The sequence below is a fragment of the Stenotrophomonas sp. 2201_Sma genome, from assembly GCF_056486685.1.
The window spans coordinates 3,012,391-3,032,659 of sequence record NZ_CM151329.1; the positions used below are offsets into that span (position 1 = coordinate 3,012,391).

Consider the following 20,269-nt stretch of genomic DNA (forward strand, 5'->3'; position numbering starts at 1 on the left):
TCGTGCCGACCGGGGATAGGCCGCTGGGTCGTTGTTCAGGGTTTCGGCGCGAACTGCAATCGCGTCCAGACGCCGTAATGGTCCGAAGCCCAGCGCCCGCTGTCATCCGGCTGGTCGAACAGAAGCCTGGCCTCACGCGCAACCAGCTGATCCTGCTGGAAGAAGATGTGATCGATCCGCGAGGGCGCCTGGTAATAATGCCGGTTGAGGGTGCTGACAGCCGCCAGGTCGGTGTTCACATGCACGCTGCCATAGCTGTCGCCATAGTGGCTGCGCAGCTCGCTCAGGTCACCCGCATCGACCAGCGCGTTGAAGTCACCTGCGATCACCACCGGCGCGCCATCCGACGTTGCGGCGATGAAGCGCAGCAGATCTTCCACCTGCGTCCGCCGGATGCGCTTGCCGCTTTCATCGCTGCGCTCATTGAGATGGGTTGCATAGAGGTTGACTGGCCGGCCCTCCACCTCGATGCGCAGGTGCGCCACCGTGCGGTAGTCGTCCAGCGGCAGCAGCAGGTGCTCGCCCTGGGCGAGGATCGGCTGTCGCGTCAACAGTGCGTTGCCGTAGCGCTTGGGCGCGCCGACCGGATCGGTGGACACGAACACGTATCGGTAGCCCAGCTGGCTGGCGAGCCATTGCGCCTGGTTGCGCACGTTGCGCCGCTGGATCACTTCCTGCAGCGCGATCGCATCAGGTTGCAGGCGCTTGAGTTCTGCCAGGATGGTACGACGCCGGCTGGGCCAGTCCTCGCGGTCGTGGTGCAGGTTGAAGGTGACCATGCCCATGCCAGGCGCGCGCGCGGCTGCGTCCCCATCGTCCGCCGGTGGTACGTCCGCCATCGCCGCGGCAGGCAGCGCCAGCGCGATCGCCATGCCCAGTGCGGACGCTGCCGCGCGCGCACGCCATGCCTTCCTACCCATCCTTACTGTCCCTTGCGCTCGGAGCGACGCACTGCCGCCGGCACTTCGATCTCGACGCGGGCCGGCAGTTCGTGCACATGCAGTTCGCGGTCGATCCATTCACCCGGCGCGCCATTGATGGTGGCGTCACCCGGTTCGCCCGCATAGGGCCACGGAAGCACGACGCCTCCAGCCGGTGGCACCAGGCCGGGCTGCACCTCCAGCACCAGCAGCTTGTCACTGCGCCGCAACCGGTAGTTCAACTGCCCCTGCGGCGTACGCAGGCCCTGCACCGCGATGCCCTCACCCTGCAGCCAGGCCGTTGGAACGCCGCCGGCCAGCACCAGTGACTCATCCATGTCGCGGCTGTAGGCGAACATGTCCAGCGCCGAGCGCACGAAATCCGACGCGACCCATGCATGCGGCAGGTCGCCGACGAAGAACGGCTTGCGCGCTGTCCGCGAGACCACTTCCGCCCATTGGTTCCATGCCTGCGGGGCACGGTCCTTGAAGAAGAACTCGGTCGCCTGCCAGGCGCGGTCGCGCCAGCCCAGGCGCACGAAGGCGGCGACGTTGCGCCACTCATACGGCGTGTAGTCCTTCCATTCGCGCTTGCCATCGCGACGCGCGACGAATTCCTTCCAGTAACGCTCGAAGGTTGCTTCCAGGGCCTGCTGCGGCAGCCGGCCCTGCTCGCCCCCGGGCGCCAGCGCGATGGTCGTCGATGTCGCATCGAAATCGCCCAGCTCGGCCGAGCCCGGCAGGTAATCGATGTTGTGCTGCTGCATGGCCGACAGCAGCGATGCCTGCAGGTCGTCGCGGAACTGATCGCGTGACTCGGCGATCTGCATCGCCTCCACCTTGCCCAGCTGCGTCGCCAGCAGCGCAGCGTCCTTGTAGCCACGCAGCGCCCAGAAGTTGTCCCAGTACGAATGCATCGGCTTGGCCGAGTATCCTTCGTGGCTGATCGAGGCCGGCATCATCCCGTAGAAGGCCGGGTTGCGTGCACGGTTCTCCTCGGTGCGCTCGCTGGCACGCAGCTGCTCCATGTACTGATAGGCCCCCTGCACATGCGGCCACATCAGTTCCATGAACGTGCTGTCGCCGGTGTAGCGGCCATACTCGGCGATGTTGTAGATCAGCTCGCCATGGCTGTCGTTCTCCGGCACCGGGTCGCTGCCACGTGCGTCGACGCAGCACGGCACCTTGCCATTCTCGAACTGGAACGGCGCATACCAGTTGAGGTAGTCACGCACCGCGTCGCTGCGGCCCATGCGCAGCAACCCCTCGGAGATCATCGCGCCGTCGCGGATCCAGCTGCGCGCATACGAGCGCGTGCCCGGCTGCAGGCTTGGCCCGACGCGCGAGATCAGCATGTGCGCTACCGCGGTGCGCAGCGTATCGACCATCGGCTGGCCCGCCTTCGGAACCTGCAGCGACACCACGCCGAGCTTGGCACGCCACATGTCGGCAACCTGCTGCTGCGCCTTTGCCACGTCCACGGCCTGCGGCGCCCAGCCACCGGTCTGCGGCAGTACCACCGCCACTTCGCGGCTTTGCCCGGGTTCCAGGGTGATCGTGTACAGCAGCGCGCCCGACGCCATGCCGGTGCTGTCCTTCACCGTGGTCGTCGCCGGCAGCTTGCCCGAGGCGAGGTGCATGGCATCGAGCTTGCCGTCGAAAGAGGTGGCAAAACGCGCATCAGGTACCTGCAGCGGGTAGATGCGTGGCTCGCCATTGATGCGGACCAGCTGCTCGCCGACGTCGAGGCTGTCGATGCGGCTGAAGCCGCCGGTGGTGTTGAGGAACTGGGTTGGCGGATTGACCTGCCAGGGGCGGATGGCCAACGCCAGCGTGTACTCGTGGGCCACCTTGTCCGGATTGCTCAGGCGGTAGCGACCGATCAGCTGCGCACGCTCGGGCGTGCCCTGCACGAATCCGGTGACCGCCAGCCCCACCTTCTCATGCACCCAGTCGACATTGGCGATGGGCAGGTAGCGATCCTGCAGCGACTGGGTGATGGCCACATCGCTCCAAGCGATCAGCTTGCCATCCAGGCGGACGAACGGCTCGATGCTGAAGCTGCCCTTGGCAGGCTCCAGCGCACCGTCTTCGCTGATCAGCGCCTGTTGCTGGCCGCCATCCAGACCCAGCAGGGTCCAGTACGGCTGTTCGCCCACGAACGCGCGCGGTACCGCACCGCGTGGGAGGTCAGCGGCAACCGACGACAGGAATGCATTGGGCGTGGCTGCGAAGTCCAGTGGCTTGAGCGTGATGTCACGGATGCCATAGCGCCAGTTCGGACCTCCCTGCAGGTCGAAGCGCACATAGCGCGCATCGGTATCCGGCAGCGCCAGCCAGTCACGGCCACCGCCACCGGCGGTCACTTCGCGTGCCGTGCGCCAGTCGCGTCCATCCACGGACGTGCGCACGGTGTAGCGGGTCGCCTGCAGGTCCGGCAGCCAGTCGATCACCGCGCCGCCGATCTCGCGGCTCTTGTGCAGGTCCAGGCTGATGGTCTGCTGCTTCACCCCACCGCTGATCCAGAAGGTATCGCTCTTGCCGTCCACCATCCGGTCCTGCAGCGCCGTGGCGGTGTCGGCGATCACCTCCGGCCGCAGCGGCGATTCGTCCCGTGCGGGCAGGCCCTGCAGGGTCAGTCTGTCGAAGCACACCGTGCCGCGTCCGCCGACCTTGCTGTAGATCGTGAACTCGACTGCGGCGCTGCGCGCCATTTCCTTCTCCGGCGACGGCCCCCACGCCTTGTCGATCTGCCGACGCCGGTACTCGACCGGCGTCCACGACCTGGGGAAACTGTAACCGGGGCGGTTGACCCACCACACGTTGTCACCACTGGCGTCGATCAGCTTGAACTGCAGATCATTGGCCGGTGAATCACCGCGCAGCTGGAAGCCGAAGCGGTAGTTGACCGGATACTCGACCGCCAGCGCGCGACGGATGCCGACGTAGCCCGATACGTTGTGGAAGTCGTAATCCAGGCACAGCGCGCGGCCGCCACCCGCGCCGCTGACCGGGCGCAGCGAACCGCTGACCTGGTCGGACAGCACCAGCTTCCAGGCACTGACATCGTCGAAGTCGTCCAGCACCTTCGGCGCCGGCAGCGCCGGAGGGGCGGCGATCGCCAGGGAGGTCCACAACAGGCCCAGTCCAACGGCGATCGCACCCTTCATCCCTTCACGCTCCCCAGCAACAATCCTTGGATGTAGTACCGCTGCAGCACCAGGAACAGTGCCAGCACCGGAACCACGGTAACCACCGCGCCGGCCATCATCATTTCCACGTCCATGATGTGTTCGCGCGAGAGGGTGGCCAGGGCCACCGGCAAAGTGTAGTGCTCCTGATCGGTCAACACGATCAGCGGCCACATGAAATCGTTCCATGCGCCCATGAAGGTGAAGATCGCCAGGGTCACCAGCACCGGCTTGAGCATCGGCAGCACGATCTGGAAGAAGATGCGCAGCTCCCCTGCCCCGTCGATGCGCGCGGCCTCCAGCAGTTCGTCCGGGATCGAGCGCGCGTACTGCCGCACCAGGAAGATGCCGAACACGCTCGCCAGCGCCGGCACGATCACGCCACCGAAGCTGTTGACCAGCCCCAGCTGCTTCATCAGCAGGAACAGCGGCAGCATCGCCACCTGGGCGGGAATGACCAGCGCCGCCATCAACACCTGGAACAGGCGCTCACGGCCAACGAAATTCAGCTTGGCGAACGCATAGCCGGCCATCGTATTGAGCAGCAGCGAACCCAGCGTGATCGCCAGCGACACCAGCAGGCTGTTGGCGAAATTGCCGCCCATGCCGGTACGCGCGAACAGCTCGTGGTAGTTGTGGGTGGTCACCTGCGAGGGCAACAGCGGAGGCGGGAAATGGCTGGCCTCGCCCTGCGGCATGAACGAGACCGAGACCATCCACAGCAGCGGCGCCAGGCTGACCAGGGCCAGCACCAGCAACGCGCCGTTGATCCACCACGGATGCCAGCGCGACTGGCCGATTTCACGACTCATACCAACTGCCTCCTGCGGCCAAAGCGCAGCATCACGGTGGTCACCGCCAGGATGATCAGGAACAGCAGGAATGCCACCGCGGAGGCGCGTCCCAGGTTCCACCACTTGAAGCCTTCCTCGAACATGAAATACAGCACGCTGACCGTGCTCTGCAGCGGGTCGCCACGCGTCATCACGTAAGGCTCGGCGAACAGCTGGAAGTAGCCGGAGACGGTGATCACTCCGACCACGAGCAGCACCGGGCCGAGCATGGGCAGGGTGATGTGCAGGAACTGCTTCCAGCGCGAGGCACCGTCGATCCGCGCCGCTTCGTACAGATCATGCGGGATCGCCTGCAGGCCGGCCAGGAAGATCACCATGTTGTAGCCGAAGTTCTTCCACACCGCGAACAGCATGATGGTAGGCATCGCCCAGTTCGGATCGCCCAGCCAGTCGATCGGGCTGATGCCCAGATGGCCCAGGCCGTAGTTGACCAGGCCGTAGCTGGTATGGAACAGGTAGCGCCAGATCACCGCCACCGCCACCAGCGTGGTCACCACCGGCGCGAACAGCGCGGTGCGGAACAGCGCCTTGAAACGCGCGGCAGGCGCGTTCAGCAGCATCGCCGCGCCCAGTGACACACCGATCGACAGCGGCACACCGATCAGCACGAAGTAGCTGGTGTTCCACAGCGACTTCCAGAACATCGGGGTCTGCAGCAGGTCGATGTAGTTGCCGAGGCCGACGAAACGCAGGTTGCTGCTGTCGGCCAATGCGTACAGGTCGAAGTCGGTCACGCTGAGCGCCAGCGCCGAGGCGACCGGCAGGCCGAAGAACACCCCCAGCACGATCAGCGATGGGCCTGCGAAGATCCATCCGGCCAGCGAAGTTCGTTTCATTGCGCGCTCCCGTCGGCCAGGGTGCTGCTTGAACGCGTCGGCGAAGGCGCGCGCTCCTGCAGGCGTTGTTGTTCATGCATCCAGCGACGCTTGGCCAGCACCTTGTCCACGCGCTGGTCCAGCTCGGCCACGGCGTCGTCCTGGGGCATCCCGCCGCGCACCACCTTTTCGGTGACGATGCGCATTTCCTGCACGATGCGCTCCCACTCAAGCACCTTGGGCGTCGGCCTGACCCGCTCCAGCTGGTCGCGGAACGCCGCCGCCAGCGGATCACCGGCCAGGGACGGTGCATCCCAGGCACTGCGACGCGGCGGCAGATCACCGATGATCGAATGGAAACGGGCCTGGATTTCCGGGCGCGACAGGAACTCGATCAGCTTCCAGGAGGCTTGCTTCTGCTGCGATTTGCGGAAGATCACCAGGCTGGTACCGCCGGCGATGCCCGCACCGGGGCCATCCGGACCCGGCAACGCGGCGGTGCCCCACTGCCCTTCCAGCGCCTTCGGCTGCAGCTTCTTGAACTCGCGGATGTTCCAGGGGCCGGAGATGTAGAACACGTTGAAACCGCGGAAGAATTCATCCCAGACATTCGAGATCTGCGTCTCGGACATCTTCGGCGCCCAGCCCTGCTCGAACATGTTGGCGTAGAAGGCCAGCGTGCGGCGGAAGCCCGGGCTGGAGAAGTTGCCACGGGTATCGTCGTCGCGCAGCAGCGGATCGGGTTGCTGCAGCGCCAGCGACAGCTGCTGCTCGAACTCGTTGATCGGCATCAGCACGGCATAGCGGTTCGGGCCCTGCATGCGCTTGATCGCCGCCATCTGTTCGTTCCACTCCTGCCAGGTCCGCGGCGGGTGGTCATAACCGGCCTTGGCCAGCAGGTCCTTGCGGTAATAGATCAGGCGGGTATCGACGTACCACGGCACGCCCACCAGCTCGCCATGGATCACGTTGGTATCCCAGATGCCCTGGAAATAATCCTTCGGGTCGACCACCGCCGAGCGCTGCACGAACGGTTGCAGCGGCGTCAGCGCATCGAGCTCGGCGAATTCGGGAACCCAGGTGTTGCCCAGCTGGCAGACATCGGGCAGGCCATCGGCGGCGAACGCGGTGAGCAGCTTCTCGTGCGCCGCGGTCCATGGGATGTTCTGCACATCCACCTTGATGCCGGGATTCTCGGCCTCGAATTCGTGGATCAGCTCGCTGACCACTTCCGCTTCGCGCCCCATCGCCCAGAAGCGCACGGTGGTGGTGCCCGGTTCGGTACGGGCGCAGCCCGCCACGACCAGCGCGGCCAGGGCCGGCAGCGCCCAGCGGCGCATGCGATGGAGCCAGTTCTGCACAGCGTTACTTTCCCTGGCCTGTGGTGCGGTTGGCATTGTTCTTCTGTTCCTGTGCGGCGGCCGCGCGTGACTCGGCGATGCCGACCGCGCGCGCCGATGCAGCCTTCTCGTCCTTCTGCAGTTCCAGCGGCTGGAACGAGCCCTCGGGGGCCAGCCAGCCGCCGCTGAATCCGGCGCGCTCCAGCCCCTTGCGGATGTAGGGGTTCTTCTTCATGACTTCCCACACGAAGTCGTTGCGGTAGTTGGCGATCATGGTCAGGATCGGGCCTTGGTCGATGGCGATGTAGTCGCTGGCGACCCAGCCACGATCCGGCACCAGGCGCCCGGTCTTGATCGGAATGTCGTAGCTGAAGCTGGGATTGAACGAATCCAGGAAGCCGTAGCTGGAATAGATGTAATCGCCGAAGCGCTTGTGCATCTCCAGCGTGGCCGGAATGACCTGCTCCGGGGCGAACACGATCGAGGCCACCGCCGCGGTCGGCGCGATGGTGCCGTCGTCGAAGTTCTCGCGCAGGCCGGCGCCGCGCGAGGAGTAGTGGCGGAACTGGCGCTGCTCGCCGCGATATTCCTGGGTGGTGTTCTGCGGACCATCGCTGGCGGTCAGTCCCCACACGTTCTCACCGTACTCCTTCCACTGCATCGGGTTGGCGATGGCGTACTCGCGCTGGGCCAACGCGGCCGAGCGGCTGTTGAGGAAGTAGGTGCTGCCGCGCTCGCGCATGTAGGCATCCTGGATATCGCGGAAATCGATCCAGACATGGCTGTACTGGTGGCCGAACAGTGGCCCGAAGGACAGGTATTCCTGGCCCTGGTAGACGCCCCAGTCGTTATCGTAGGTCCGGGTCCACACCGTCCATGCGTCGGGGCTGACCGGATGCGTGGGCGAGCCGAGGGCAAGGATGTACACCATCATCGCCTCGTTGTAGCCCATCCAGTCGTGGTCGATGAAGCCGCTTTCGGGGAACCAGCCCATCGAGATCAGCGGCGCGCGCTGCTGCAGCCACGGCCAGTCGATCTTCCTGTACAGGGTATCGGCAATCTGCCGGATTTCCTTCTCGCGCGGATCATCGCCGTCGTAATAGGACTGCGCGAACAGCACGCCCATCATCAGCAGCGCGGTATCCACCGACGACAGTTCGACCCAGCTGTCGTAGCGGCGGCCTTCCTGCATGTCCAGGAAGTGATAGTAGAAGCCCTTGTAGCCGGCTTTGCCGGTGCGCTGCGGGCCCATCGGCACGTCACGGAAGAACTTCAGCGTCGTCAGCGTGCGGTCGATCGCCTGGTTGCGGCTGACCCAGCCATTCTCGATGCCGATCGGATAGGCGGTGAGCGCGAAGCCGACCGAGGCGATGCTGGCGAACGGGCGTGACGGATAACGGTCCGGTGTCAGGCCGTTCACTTCATTGGTGGTGTCCCAGAAAAACTGGAAGGTGCGGCGTTCAATGTCATCGAACAGCGGCGGCAGTTCCGGCTTCATCGGCCGCGGCGGTGCGTCGGCCTCGATCAGGATCACCGGCGGCCGGGGTTTGGCGGGCTCCTGCTGGGCCGGCTTGCAGGCGGCGATGGCCAGGGTCATCGCTGCGGCGGACAACAGGTGGCGTGCCTGCATGGCGCGGTTCCTCCGGTGGACTGATCGATGGGAAAGCATAACGTCCAATGATCTGAAATCGTTTACAAACCACACATTTAAAAAAGCCACGGGAACGTGGCCTGACAGCGCGATCATCGCAGTTGCCGATGCCGCCGGCGAACCGGCGGCATCGACTCCTGCAGCAGGCGTACCCGCTTAGAAGCGGAAGCCCACTTCCGCCTTGATCTGGCGGGGCGTACCGATGATGTCACCGGTCTCGTTGTAGCTGGCCTGCAGCTTGCCGTTGGTCTTGACGTAGTTGTAGGTGGAGAAGTTGTCGAAATCGAACACGTTGATGATGTCCAGGCGAGCGTACAGCTCGGTATCACCCGGCATCTTGAACGTCTTCGTCGCCTGCAGGTCGACCGAGCGGTAGCCGAAGATCTTGCCACCCACCAGGAACTTGCCGTTGGCGTTGGGCACGGCCGCCTGCGGGGTCGGCAGGGTGTAGCCGCTGGCCTGCGGCACGGGGTACCAGTCGTTGACGGCCGTCGGCGTTGCCAGGGTGATCTTGCCGCCGAAGGTGATGCCCCAGAAGCCCGCGTACGAACCGGTCACCACCAGGCGGTGACGGGGAGCGCCGTTGGAACGGATGGTCGGGTAATCGCCGATCAGGCCACGGTCGAAGGCGTACTTCTCGTTGATGTCGCGGTTGTGGCGTGCGGTGGTCCAGGTGTAGGCGATCGAGGTGCCCCAGCCGCTTTCCTTGGTGAACGGCTTCTGCGCCGACAGCAGCACCTGCGTGGCGCGGGTCTTGATGCCCTGCTGGCCGATGATCAGGCTGCCGAAGCCCGGCACGTTGCAGCTCCAGGCCTGGCTCAGGCCCGGCTCGGTACCGCCGCACAGGCGCGGATCATCGAAGAACTGGCCGGTCGGGTAACGGTTGCCCAGGGTGAAGGCGAAACCGTCGTAGCTCAGGGTGCGGGCGATGGTGGCATCGGTCAGCCAGTCACCGATCTGGTTGCTCATGCCCAGGCTGAACTGATCCGAGTACGGCGCCTTCAGCTTGTTGTTCAGCAGGTCGACCTCCAGGCCGGCGTTGCTGGTCGATCCCACCAGCGCCTGCAGGTTGCCGATGCCGTTGAGCAGGTTCGGATTCCAGTCGTAGCAGGCGGCCTGACCGTTGATGCAGGTCCCGGTGGCCGGGTTGCGGAAGTAGATGGTCGGCTGCGGCAGGGCCAGCTTGGTGGTCTCCAGCTGCAGGTTGTCGAACAGGTCGCGGTCGTAGGAACGGCCGGCACCACCGTGGATCACATGCTGCTCGTCGGCGTTGATGTCATACGAGAAGCCCAGGCGCGGCTGCCAGGCATCCTTGAATGCCTTGCGGTTGTGACCGTTGCTGATGTAGTCGCTGATGTCCAGGCCGCCCAGCGCCAGCGAATCGGCGTAGGTCTGGCCGGCGGGTGCGCGCGGATCCTGCGAATAGATGGCATCGACCACCTGCTGCGGGGTCACGAAGTCCAGGTAGGACGGGGTCTTCTCGTAGTCCCAGCGCAGGCCGATGTTCAGCTGCAGGTGGTCATTGACCTGCCAGTCGTCCTGGATGAACACGCCGTACTGCTTGGACTTGGAGCGTACTTCGCCGGACACGCCCGACACGCCGGTCACCGGCTTGACGAACTGCGCCTTGTACGGAATGGAATCCGGGAAGTCCGGATCACCCAGGGTGTAGGTGAAGGTCGGGTTGATCTGCGCCGCATCGGAAGCGTACAGGTCGATCTGCTTGTACTTCACGCCCATCTTGACGGTGTGGTCGCCAGCCCACTGGATGCCATCCAGGGTCAGGTTGTCTTCGATCGACCAGCCCTTCTGGCCCTTCACCTGCGAGTCCAGTGCCGAGGCGCCACCGATCTTCACGATCGTGCGGTCTTCAGGACCGTCCGGCGCGGTGTAGGTGATGCCGTTGGCCAGGGTCAGCGGGGTCGGGTTGTTGAACGAATCTTCGTGGGTGACCATCAATTCGTTGTAGTAGCGCTCGCCGCTGTGGTTCCAGCGCAGCGCGTAACGACGGTCGGTATTGACCACTTCACGGCCGGCTTCCGGCGAGGTCTGGCCACTGAACTGCGACTGCGTTTCGTCGCGGTCCTGGAAGGTCAGCTCGATGCGATCGTTGTCGGTCGGCTCGAAGTCGATCTTGCCGAAGATCAGGTCCTGCTGGAACGGCTGGCTGGCCGGGCCGAGACCGGCGGCGCCGGCGGGCGGCAGCAGACCGGCGGCACCGGTGACCGCACCGTCCGGTGCGATGGTGACCGGCAGGTCGAAGCGCTTGGCTTCGTAGGTCACGAAGAAGTGGGCCTTGTCCTGGATGATCGGGCCGCCCAGCGCGAAGCCGTATTCCTTCTCGGCCGACACCTGCTTGTCCTTGCCGCCCTGGCGTTCGGCCGGGGTCTTGGCGCGCATGTCCTCGTCGGTGTAGCGATAGAACGCCTCACCCTTGAATTCGTTGGTGCCGGACTTGGTCGCGGCGGTCACCGCAGCGCTCGAGACCTGGCCGTACTCGGCCTTGTAGTTGCCGCTGATGACCTTGTATTCGCCAATGGCCAGCTGCGGGAAGGGGTTGCCGGCGCTGCCGGACTGGCCGGCCACACCGCCGCCCTTGACGTAGCTCTTCTGGCCCACGCCATCGATGTACACGTTGGTGCCATCGGCATTGGTGGCGCCGCCGCGCAGCGAGGTGTTGCCCTTCGCATCACGGGTGAAGATCAGGCCCGGCACCGCGTCGGCGAACTCCAGGAAGTTGCGCGACACCTGCGGAGTGGTCTGGATCTGCTGCAGGCTGACGGTCTTGCCGACTTCGGACGTGCGCACTTCCTGCAGCAGGGTCGGCGCGACGACGTTGACGGTGTCCAGGTTGGTGGCCGCGGTTGAACCCGGGGTACTGCTGGCAGCGCCAGCGAAGTTCAGGGTGGCGGTGGAGGCCACGGTCACGGTGACCTTCTGGGTCTGGCCGTTGGCCACCACGTCGTAGGTGCCCGGGTCCAGGCCCATCAGCGAGTAGCTGCCGTCGGCGCGGACGGTGCCGCGGCGCACGGTGCCGGTCGCAACGTTGGTGGCGGTGACTTCCGAACCGGCCTGTGCGCCGGCAACCTGGCCGCGCAGGCTGGCGTTGGCCGACTGCGCCAGGGCGTTCGGGGCGGCGGCCAGCATCAGGCAGCTGACCAGTGCGGTGCTCAGCAGCCGGCGCGCCGGCGTGCGGATAGTGGAATGCATCATCAACTCAATCTCCGGGTGGCGGCGACCGCGTGTGCGGTCCCCTGCGATCAATCAAAAAAGAAGGAACGCCTCCGGCTTCAACGGCCGGATGGCGGAGTGGTGGAATCGCGAACAACGAGACGGGGTACCAGGGTCTGCTTGTCCCCGGCCCCTTCCGTGGAGGTGCCGTCCATCAACTGCATCAGGCGCGTCATCGCCCGATCGCCGAGCTCGGCGATGCTGACCTGCATGGTGGTCAGCGACGGGTGAACGAAACGTGCCAGCGGAATGTCATCAAAACCCGCCAGGGCGACATCGGACGGAACATGGACGCCTGCCTGCGCAAAGGCGTACAGGCAGCCAAGTGCCATCATGTCGTTGGCGGCGAACACGGCATCGGGCAGCGTGCCGGCTGCCAACAACTCCTGACCGGCGCGATGGCCGGAAGCTTCGTCGAAATCACCGGGCAGCTCGATGCCTTCGGCGCTGCCGCCGGCAGCCGCCAGCGCGTCACGGAAGCCGCGCAGGCGCTCGCGCGCGTCGAAGTTGAGGTCCGGGCCAGAAATGAACGCGATGCGCCGGTGACCGGCATCGAGCAGATGACGGGTCATCGCCATTGCGCCCGCGTGGTCGTCGATGCTCAACACCGGATGATCCTGCCCAGGCAGGTAGGTGTTGATCAGTACGGTGGGCAGCGACTGCGGCAGGTTGTCGGTCAGGAAGCCGGGGCTCTCGGCATAGGGCGAGAGCACCAGCAGGCCATCGACACGCCCGCGCATGGCGCGCAGGGCAGCACCCTGCTGCTCCTGGTCGCCGTGGTAGCTGGACACCAGCAGATGCTGGCGGCGGCTGCGGGCAACGCCGTCGATGCCGCGCATCAGCTCGGAGAAGAACTCGCCGTACAGGTCCGGCAGCACCACGCCGACCGTGTTGGTGCGGCGGCTGCTCAGGCTGCGGGCGGCGGCGTGCGGGGTGTAACGCAACCGTGCGGCCACCTCCAGCACAAGCTGGCGGACCGGTTCGGCGACATTTTCATGCCCGTTGAGCGCGCGGGAAACCGTGGCCACGGAGACCCGGGCTTCGCGTGCGACATCCTTGATTGTAATGGCTGCCTTGTTCACGAAGCCGCCCTCCACGGCTTGGACCTACCAGCATTGGCGCGGAATGTAAGCGTTTCCATCTGGGCTTGTAAACTGTCCGTTAGACGAATGTCCTGAAATGGACATGGAAATCTGTCCCTGACGGCCCACGCACGGACCGGCAATGACAGTGCGGGACAAGGGCTCAGCCCTGTTCTGACGGTGCCAGCGCGCGGATGGACAGCGCGTGGATGTCGGTCTCCATCATCGCGCCCAACGCCGCGTATACCGCGCGGTGGCGGGCCAACGGGCCGAGGCCGGCAAAGCGCTCGCTGACCACATGCACGTTGAAATGGCCACGGCCATCGCGCGCGCCAGCGTGGCCGGCATGACGATGACTGTCGTCCTCGATCTCGAGCACGCTCGGGGCCAGCGCCTGCTGCAGCGCATCACGAATTCGCTCGATCCGGTCCGCGTTCACGGCAACACCTGGCGGAAGGGCCGCACCTGCACCCTCACGTAGACACCTGCGGCCACATAGGGGTCCGCATCGGCCCAGGCCTGTGCCTCCGGCAGCGACCCGAAGCGGGCGATCACCACCGAACCACTGAACCCCGCCGGGCCTGGATCTGCGCTGTCGATCGCCGGACAGGGCCCGGCCAGCAGCAGTCTTCCTTCATCACGCAGCGCGTGCAGCCGCGTCAGGTGTTCCGGCCGGGCCTGCAGCCGTTGCGTCAGTACGTCCTGGCCGTCATAGCCTTCAATCACATACCACACCGGCATTTCCTCGCTCGCGTTGTCGGGTCCGCCGATTCTAGCCAAAGCCCCCTCGCCCTGGCCGCAGCTGGACACTGGCGCGGCAAAGGCTTACCCTAGAGTCCATTGCACGTGGCTGGATGCAGCAACCCGTCGGTTTTTGCGGCCAACGCAGCCCCCGACGACCGACCTGCCGCTTCCGGGCAGGCCACGTAGACGACCTCCCCGTAGTCCCGTCGCTGCCGTCTCCTGCGGCGCGTCCTGCTGTTTGATATGTGTGGAATCGCGCCGAGACAGGCGCGCCTGGTGCCTTGGGGCCCGCGGTGCACGCGCGGCACCGGGTGCCGCGACTGGTCCGTTGCAATCCTGATGTCCATTAGATGACTTCCGAACTCGCGCTCGACGCGAACCCGCCAACCCGGCCGCCCGCCCCCCAGCAGCAGGAAATGCCGCTGGCCGTCGTGCATGGGCAACCGGTCCTGCAGATCCCGCAGGACCTGTACATCCCGCCGGACGCACTGGAAGTCATCCTGGATGCCTTCGAAGGTCCGCTGGACCTGCTGCTGTACCTGATCCGCCGGCAGAACCTGGACGTGCTGGACATCCCCGTGGCCGAGATCACCCGGCAGTACGTGGAGTACATCACCGTGATGCGCGAGCTGCGCTTCGAACTGGCGGCCGAGTATCTGGTGATGGCAGCGATCCTGGCCGAGGTGAAGTCGCGCATGCTGCTGCCGCGCCCGGTCAGCGACGAAGGCGATGAAGCCGATCCGCGCGCCGAACTGGTGCGTCGGCTGCAGGAGTACGAACGTTTCAAGCAGGCGGCGGAGGACATCGATGCCCTGCCCCGCCAGGACCGGGACACCACGGTGGCCCATGCCTTCATGCCCGAACGCGCCACGGTGAAACTGCCGCCGCCGGTGGATCTGAAGGAGATGCTGCTGGCGCTGCACGATGTGCTCAAGCGCGCCGAGCTGTTCAGCGGCCACGCGATCAAGCGCGAGGCGTTGAGCGTGAGGCAGCGGATGGGCGAAGTGCTCGGCCGCATGGAAGACGGCAGGTTCTACCGTTTTGAAAGCCTGTTCACTGCTGAAGAAGGCAAGCTGGGCGTGCTGGTCACCTTCCTGGCCGTGCTGGAACTGGCCAAGGAACAGCTGCTGGACATCGTCCAGGAGGAACCGCTGGCGGCGATCTACGTGAAGTCGCTGGCGGCCGGCAACACCAATGCCCCGCTGCAGTTCAGCAGCGAGTTCGACGACAACGACGCCGCCAACGAGAACGAGTGAGCGCTGCCTGCCGATGGATCAACCGCTGATCAACCGCATTGTCGAAGGTGCCCTGCTGGCCTCCAGCCAGCCGCTGACCCTGGCCCAGCTGAAGGACCTGTTCCCGGAGGAGGAACCAGCACCGCCAGGCAGCATCGAACGTGCGCTGGAGCACCTGCGCGAAGGCTGCGAAGGCCGCGGCGTGGAACTGGTCGAGGTCGCCTCCGGCTTCCGCTACCAGGTCACCGGCGAGGTGCATGGCTGGATCAGCCGGCTGTGGACCGAACGCAAGACCCGCTACACCCGTGCCACCCTGGAAACGCTGGCGCTGATCGCCTACCGGCAACCGATCACCCGCGGCGAGATCGAGCAGGTGCGCGGCGTCGCTGTCAGCAGCAACATCATCCAGGCACTGGAAGAACGCGAATGGATCCGCGTCGTCGGCCACCGCGACGTGCCCGGCAAGCCGGCACTGTTCGGCACCACCAAGGGCTTCCTGGATTACTTCGGCCTCAAGCGCCTGGATGAGCTGCCGCCGCTGTCGGAGTTGAAGGACCTGGGCGAGCTGGAACCACAGCTGGCCCTGGACCGCGATGCACCGGCTGCCGCCAGCGCCGACGGCCCCGACGTCTCGGCCGAGCCGGACGGGGCCGCCAATGATGATGCCGGCCTGGCCGGTGACAACACCCCGCATTCCGCCGACGCAGTCCCTGCGGCGGCCACCGATGAGCAAGCACCTTCGCCCCTCGATGATGGGCACCCCGATTCCGCGCCGGGCGAGCGCGCGGTGCCAGTGAACGAACGCGAAGACAACGCCGTCGCGACGACGACCGTGGCTGTTGACCAAGCCGATTCCGAACCAGAGGCCGACCTCGAAACCGTCGGCCGGAGCAAAACTGATGAGTGACACCCCTCGCAAGCTGTCGTTGAACAAGCTCTCGCTCAAGCGCGAAGCCACCTCCGAACAGTTCAAGTTGGAAGAACGCCTGCACAAGGTCCTGGCCCAGGCTGGCCTTGGCTCGCGCCGCGCGCTGGAACAGCGCATCGCCGAAGGCCTGGTCAAGGTCAACGGTGAAGTCGCGCAGACCGGCATGTCGGTCAAGAGCGGCGACAAGATCGAACTGGACGGCCGCGGCTTCGTCGCCACGGCCCTGTCCGAACCCTCGCGCGTGCTGGTCTACAACAAGCCGGAAGGCGAAGTGACCACCCGCGAAGACCCCGAAGGCCGTCCGACCGTGTTCGAATCGCTGCCGCCGCTGAAGGGCGCGCGCTGGATCGCGATCGGTCGCCTCGACATCAACACCACCGGCCTGCTGCTGGCGACCACCGACGGTGAACTGGCCAACGCGATGATGCACCCGTCCTTCGAGGTCGAGCGCGAGTACGTGGTCCGCGTGCGTGCACCGGAAGGCCAGGAAAAGGTGGCCGATGCCATCGTCGACCGCCTTGCCCGTGGCGTCGCGCTGGAAGACGGCCCGGCCAAGTTCGACGAGATCGAACGCATCGGCGGTACCGATTCGCACGACTGGTTCCGCGTCGTGGTCAAGGAAGGCCGCAACCGCGAAGTGCGCCGCCTGTGGGAATCGCAGGGCTGCCAGGTCAGTCGCCTCAAGCGCACCCGCTACGGCCGGGTCAGCCTGCCGCGCGAACTGGCCCGTGGCCAGTCGGTCGAGCTGCCGAGCGCCCAGGTCGAAGCGCTGCGTGCTGAACTGAAGCTGGAAGAAGGCGCTCCGTCGGCCCTCACCCTGCAGCCGGTGATCGGCCAGCGCCGCGCCGCCAAGACCACCGTGCGCGTGCGCGAAGGCGGCCGTGGCAACGCTTACGTCAATGGCCACAGCACGGCCGACGAAGGGCGCGAACTGCGCCGTTTCGACACCCTGCGCGAAGACCGTGGCCGTGGCCGCGGCGGCAAGGGCGGGGGCTTCAAGGGCGGCCTCACGGTCAGCGGCGAAGCCGCGGCCAAGCAGTCGCAGAAGCCGTTCAAGCAGCGCAAGCCGAAGAATGACCGTTCGCTGCCGGAAGGCAATCCGGCTGCGTTCCGGACCTGGTACGTGCCCGATGGCGTCAGCACCGGCCCGAGCGGCCACCGCAACGCCGGTCCGGGCGCGCGTGGTCCGGGCGGCGGCCAGGGCCGTCCTTATGGCAAGCCGAAGGGTCCGGGCGCCGCAGGCGGCCAGGGTCGCGGCGGCGCCGGTGGCCAGGGCCGTCCCGGCGCGGGCAACCGCAGCCAGGGCGCGCAGGGCAACAAGCATCCGTACGGGCATCCGGGCAACGCCCCGAGCTTCCCGTCCGACCACGCCAACCCGGGCTTCAATCCGTATGGCAGCCCGAAGCCGGCGCAGGGTGCCCGTCCGGGCAGCCGCGGTCCCGGGGGCGGCAACCGTGGCCCGGGTGGCCCCGGTGGCAATCGCGGCCCCGGCGGTCCGGGGGGCAACCGCGGTGCGGGCGGCCCCGGCGGCAATCGTGGCCCGGGTGGCCCCCGTCGCGGCGGCCCGCGCGGCGGCTGATCGGCAGCACGCCTGACATGAAAAACCCCGGCATTGGCCGGGGTTTTTCGTTATCGGGTGCCGCCGCGACGGGAACTGATCAACGCCGGCTGATGGTGAAGGCCGTGCCGTCCACACCCAGGTCCCAGCCCTTGCCGGTACCGGACAGCGCCAGCGAGATGTCGCCCTTGGTCATCACCTGCGCATTGCTGGATTTCACCGCACCGGCATGGGCCCCCACCGACGCGTAGGTACCGAGCAGTTCATCCACGCTGACGGCGCCGGTGAAGCTGCCGCGCCCGTCGGTGATCTTCGATTTGCCAACGGTCAGGCCACCGCCCTTCATCTGGATGCGCACCGGCAGACTGGCACCGTTGCTGCAGCTGACGGTGCCGGTGCCCGAGGCCGTCTTGTAGATCAGCGACCAGCCGGACAGGTTGTAGCGCAGGTGGCAGTCGAGGTTGCCACCGGCATGCGCGGCCGGAGCCAGGGAGGTGGCGGCCAGCGCCAGCAGCAGGGCAAGGGACTTGTTCATCGGCAGGACTTCCACAGCGTTCGGACTGCCGGCGAATCTAGCAGCGCGCGCGTGCAGGGTGAATGCAGGCGCGCACGGTGATGCGGGCAGCGTTCAGCCCTTCGTTCAGGCCTGCACGTCCAGATGGAAAGCATCGGCATCGAGCATCGCCGGGAAGCGCGCACGGTGCAGCGCCAGCGCGTCGGCCGAGAGGGTGGTGGTCACCACCTGCTCGCGCTCGCGGATCTCCACCTGCGGCTGGCCGAGGAAATCCAGCACGGCGCTGTCGCCGGCATAGTGCAGCTGGTTGCCGTCCACGCCGACACGGTTGACCGCAGCGACGAAGCACAGGTTCTCGATCGCACGTGCGCGCAGCAGCGTCTTCCACGCGTAGGCACGCGCCGAGGGCCAGTTGGCAACGAAGATCTGCAGATCGAAATCCAGCTGTTCGGGCCGTTCCACGTTGTAGCGGTTGCGGCAGAACACCGGGAACCGCAGGTCGTAGCAGACCTGCGGATTGATGCGCCAGCCCTTCCATTCCACGCAGAGGCGGTCGCGGCCGGCGGCATAGCGCTCGTGCTCGCCGCCATAGCGGAACAGGTGGCGCTTGTCGTAGTACTGCAGTCCACCGTCGGGGGTCGCGAACAGCAGCCGGTTGTACACGCCCGCGCCGTCGCGCAGCTGCACGCTGCCGACCACCGCCGCGTCCAAGGTTCTGGCCTGTTCGCGCACCCAGGCGACGGTGGGGCCATCCATTCCTTCAGCCTGTGCGATGGCCTCGTTGGAGAAGCCACTGGTGAAGGTCTCCGGCAGGATCACCAGATCGGTGGTGCCGGCGAGCGGCGCCAGCAGCGCGCCATAGTAGGCGCGGTTGCCGGCCGGGTCATGCCAGCGGGTGTCGCCCTGGACGAGGGAAATGCGCAGATCCTGCATGGTCGTCACTCCGCTCACAGCAGGCGCAGGCGTTCGATCGCCGCGTCCAGGGTCGCCTCGTTCTTGGCGAAGCACAGCCGTACCAGGCGCTGGCCGGTCGGTGCGGTTTCGTAGAACGGCGACAGCGGGATGGCGGTGACGCCCTTCTCGATGGTCAGCCACTTCACGAACTCATGGTCGGGCAGATCGCTGATGGCCGAATAATCGACCAGCTGGAAGTAGCCGCCCGGCACCGGCAGCGGCTTCAGTCGCGTACCGGCCAGCTGCTCGCGGAAGCGGTCACGCTTGGCCTGATAGAACGCGCCCAGTTCCAGGTGGTGCTCCGGTTCGTCGCGGATCATCGCGGCAAAGCCATACTGGGCCGGGCCGAAGCTGGTGAAGGTGTTGTACTGGTGCACCTTGCGGAATTCCGCGGTCAGCAGCGGCGGCGCCACCGCATAACCGATCTTCCAGCCGGTGCAGTGGTAGGTCTTGCCGAAGCTGGAGATGACGAAGGTCCGCTCGCGCAGTTCCGGGTAGCGCAGCACCGATTCGTGGCGGCGGCCATCGTAGATGATGTGCTCGTACACCTCATCGGAAATCAGGTAGATCTGCGTGCCACGCAGCACGTCGGCCAGCGCCTGCATGTCGGCCTCGTCCAGCATCGCACCGGAGGGGTTGTGCGGGGTGTTGACCATCAGCATGCGGGTGCGCGGCGTGATGGCCGCACGCACGCGGTCCCAGTCCACGGCGAACGTCTGCGGGTCCAGCGGCACGTGCACGGCGGTTGCGCCGGCCAGCTCGATGGCCGGCTCGTAGCAGTCATAGGCCGGGTCCAGCACGATCACTTCCTCGCCGGCGCGCACCACGGCGTGGATGGCGTTGAAGATGGCCTCGGTCGCGCCGCTGGTGACGGTGATTTCGGTGTCCGGGTCGACCTGGGCGCCGTACAGGTCCAGTGACTTCTGCGCGATGGCCTGGCGCAGCGGCGCCACACCGGTCATCGGCGGATACTGGTTCAGGCCGGCCGCCATCGCCCTGGCGGTTTCGTCGATCAGGCGCTGCGGCGCGGAAAAATCCGGAAACCCCTGGCCCAGATTGACTGCACCGTGCTCGGCAGCGAGCTGGGACATGACGGTGAAGATGGTGGTACCGACCTTGGGCAGCTTGGTGGTGGGTTGCATCGGCCTGGGCTAATGGGAACAAGGGCTGGAAGTGTACGAAATCCGGACCCGGCCTGCGGCGCGGGCCGGTCGTGACGGGTCATGCCGGGCGGCTGTTTGCACATGCCCTT

The 20,269-nt window shown here is 66.2% G+C and carries 16 protein-coding genes; 3 read left to right on the forward strand and 13 right to left on the reverse strand.

The genetic code is table 11. The features are described from left to right. Positions 1-35: 35 nt before the first annotated feature. The 10 genes from ACZLIF_RS14005 to ACZLIF_RS14050 form a co-directional block, all read right to left on the reverse strand. Positions 36-920, reverse strand: a complete 885-nt coding sequence (locus tag ACZLIF_RS14005; protein ID WP_128987928.1) for an endonuclease/exonuclease/phosphatase family protein — start codon at positions 918-920, stop codon at positions 36-38. Positions 921-922: 2 nt separating this feature from the next. Further along, positions 923-4,090: a discoidin domain-containing protein gene (locus tag ACZLIF_RS14010; RefSeq protein WP_128987927.1), complete on the reverse strand. Its 3,168-nt coding sequence runs from the start codon at positions 4,088-4,090 to the stop codon at positions 923-925. Then, positions 4,087-4,923, reverse strand: a complete 837-nt coding sequence (locus ACZLIF_RS14015) for a carbohydrate ABC transporter permease (protein ID WP_053516890.1) — start codon at positions 4,921-4,923, stop codon at positions 4,087-4,089. Before ACZLIF_RS14015 ends, ACZLIF_RS14010 begins: the two co-directional genes overlap by 4 nt. Further along, positions 4,920-5,801: a carbohydrate ABC transporter permease gene (locus tag ACZLIF_RS14020; RefSeq protein WP_065175483.1), complete on the reverse strand. Its 882-nt coding sequence runs from the start codon at positions 5,799-5,801 to the stop codon at positions 4,920-4,922. Before ACZLIF_RS14020 ends, ACZLIF_RS14015 begins: the two co-directional genes overlap by 4 nt. After that, positions 5,798-7,120 carry a sugar ABC transporter substrate-binding protein gene (locus tag ACZLIF_RS14025; protein WP_065175484.1) on the reverse strand — a complete coding sequence of 441 codons (1,323 nt, stop codon included), beginning with the start codon at positions 7,118-7,120 and terminating at the stop codon, positions 5,798-5,800. Before ACZLIF_RS14025 ends, ACZLIF_RS14020 begins: the two co-directional genes overlap by 4 nt. A gap of 25 nt (positions 7,121-7,145) precedes the next feature. Next, the gene (locus tag ACZLIF_RS14030) at positions 7,146-8,750 is read right to left on the reverse strand and encodes a glucoamylase family protein (protein WP_053516886.1); all 1,605 of its coding nucleotides are present in this window, start codon (positions 8,748-8,750) and stop codon (positions 7,146-7,148) included. Between the two features lie 177 nt (positions 8,751-8,927). After that, positions 8,928-11,984 carry a TonB-dependent receptor gene (locus ACZLIF_RS14035; protein WP_128987926.1) on the reverse strand — a complete coding sequence of 1,019 codons (3,057 nt, stop codon included), beginning with the start codon at positions 11,982-11,984 and terminating at the stop codon, positions 8,928-8,930. Positions 11,985-12,061: 77 nt separating this feature from the next. Continuing rightward, positions 12,062-13,099, reverse strand: a complete 1,038-nt coding sequence (locus ACZLIF_RS14040) for a LacI family DNA-binding transcriptional regulator (protein ID WP_053516884.1) — start codon at positions 13,097-13,099, stop codon at positions 12,062-12,064. 148 nt (positions 13,100-13,247) lie between these two features. Further along, entirely contained in the window at positions 13,248-13,523 is a 276-nt protein-coding gene (locus ACZLIF_RS14045; RefSeq protein WP_074899338.1) for a BolA family protein, read from the reverse strand. Beyond that, entirely contained in the window at positions 13,520-13,819 is a 300-nt protein-coding gene (locus ACZLIF_RS14050) for a YciI family protein (RefSeq protein ID WP_128987951.1), read from the reverse strand. Before ACZLIF_RS14050 ends, ACZLIF_RS14045 begins: the two co-directional genes overlap by 4 nt. Positions 13,820-14,178: 359 nt before the next feature. Between ACZLIF_RS14050 and ACZLIF_RS14055 the strand changes: the two genes are divergently transcribed. Genes ACZLIF_RS14055 through ACZLIF_RS14065 form a run of 3 tightly spaced genes read left to right on the forward strand, consistent with a single transcriptional unit; the run spans position 14,179 to position 17,570 of the window. Beyond that, on the forward strand, positions 14,179-15,084 hold the full coding sequence (locus ACZLIF_RS14055; RefSeq protein WP_053516881.1) for a segregation and condensation protein A: 906 nt from the start codon (positions 14,179-14,181) through the stop codon (positions 15,082-15,084). Between the two features lie 13 nt (positions 15,085-15,097). After that, positions 15,098-15,970, forward strand: coding sequence for an SMC-Scp complex subunit ScpB (gene scpB / locus ACZLIF_RS14060; RefSeq protein ID WP_128987925.1), 873 nt, complete (start codon positions 15,098-15,100; stop codon positions 15,968-15,970). After that, complete coding sequence (locus tag ACZLIF_RS14065; protein WP_128987924.1) at positions 15,963-17,570, forward strand: pseudouridine synthase; 1,608 nt, start codon at positions 15,963-15,965, stop codon at positions 17,568-17,570. Before scpB ends, ACZLIF_RS14065 begins: the two co-directional genes overlap by 8 nt. A 79-nt stretch (positions 17,571-17,649) precedes the next feature. Here ACZLIF_RS14065 and ACZLIF_RS14070 read toward each other — a convergent pair whose 3' ends face one another. From ACZLIF_RS14070 to ACZLIF_RS14080, 3 genes are all read right to left on the reverse strand, one after another. After that, complete coding sequence (locus ACZLIF_RS14070; protein ID WP_053516878.1) at positions 17,650-18,084, reverse strand: hypothetical protein; 435 nt, start codon at positions 18,082-18,084, stop codon at positions 17,650-17,652. Between the two features lie 105 nt (positions 18,085-18,189). After that, a complete protein-coding gene (locus ACZLIF_RS14075; RefSeq protein WP_065175487.1) occupies positions 18,190-18,996 on the reverse strand; it encodes an amidohydrolase in 807 nt (268 codons plus the stop codon). 14 nt (positions 18,997-19,010) lie between these two features. Continuing rightward, positions 19,011-20,159 carry a pyridoxal phosphate-dependent aminotransferase gene (locus tag ACZLIF_RS14080; RefSeq protein ID WP_111186422.1) on the reverse strand — a complete coding sequence of 383 codons (1,149 nt, stop codon included), beginning with the start codon at positions 20,157-20,159 and terminating at the stop codon, positions 19,011-19,013. Between the last annotated feature and the right edge of the window lie 110 nt (positions 20,160-20,269).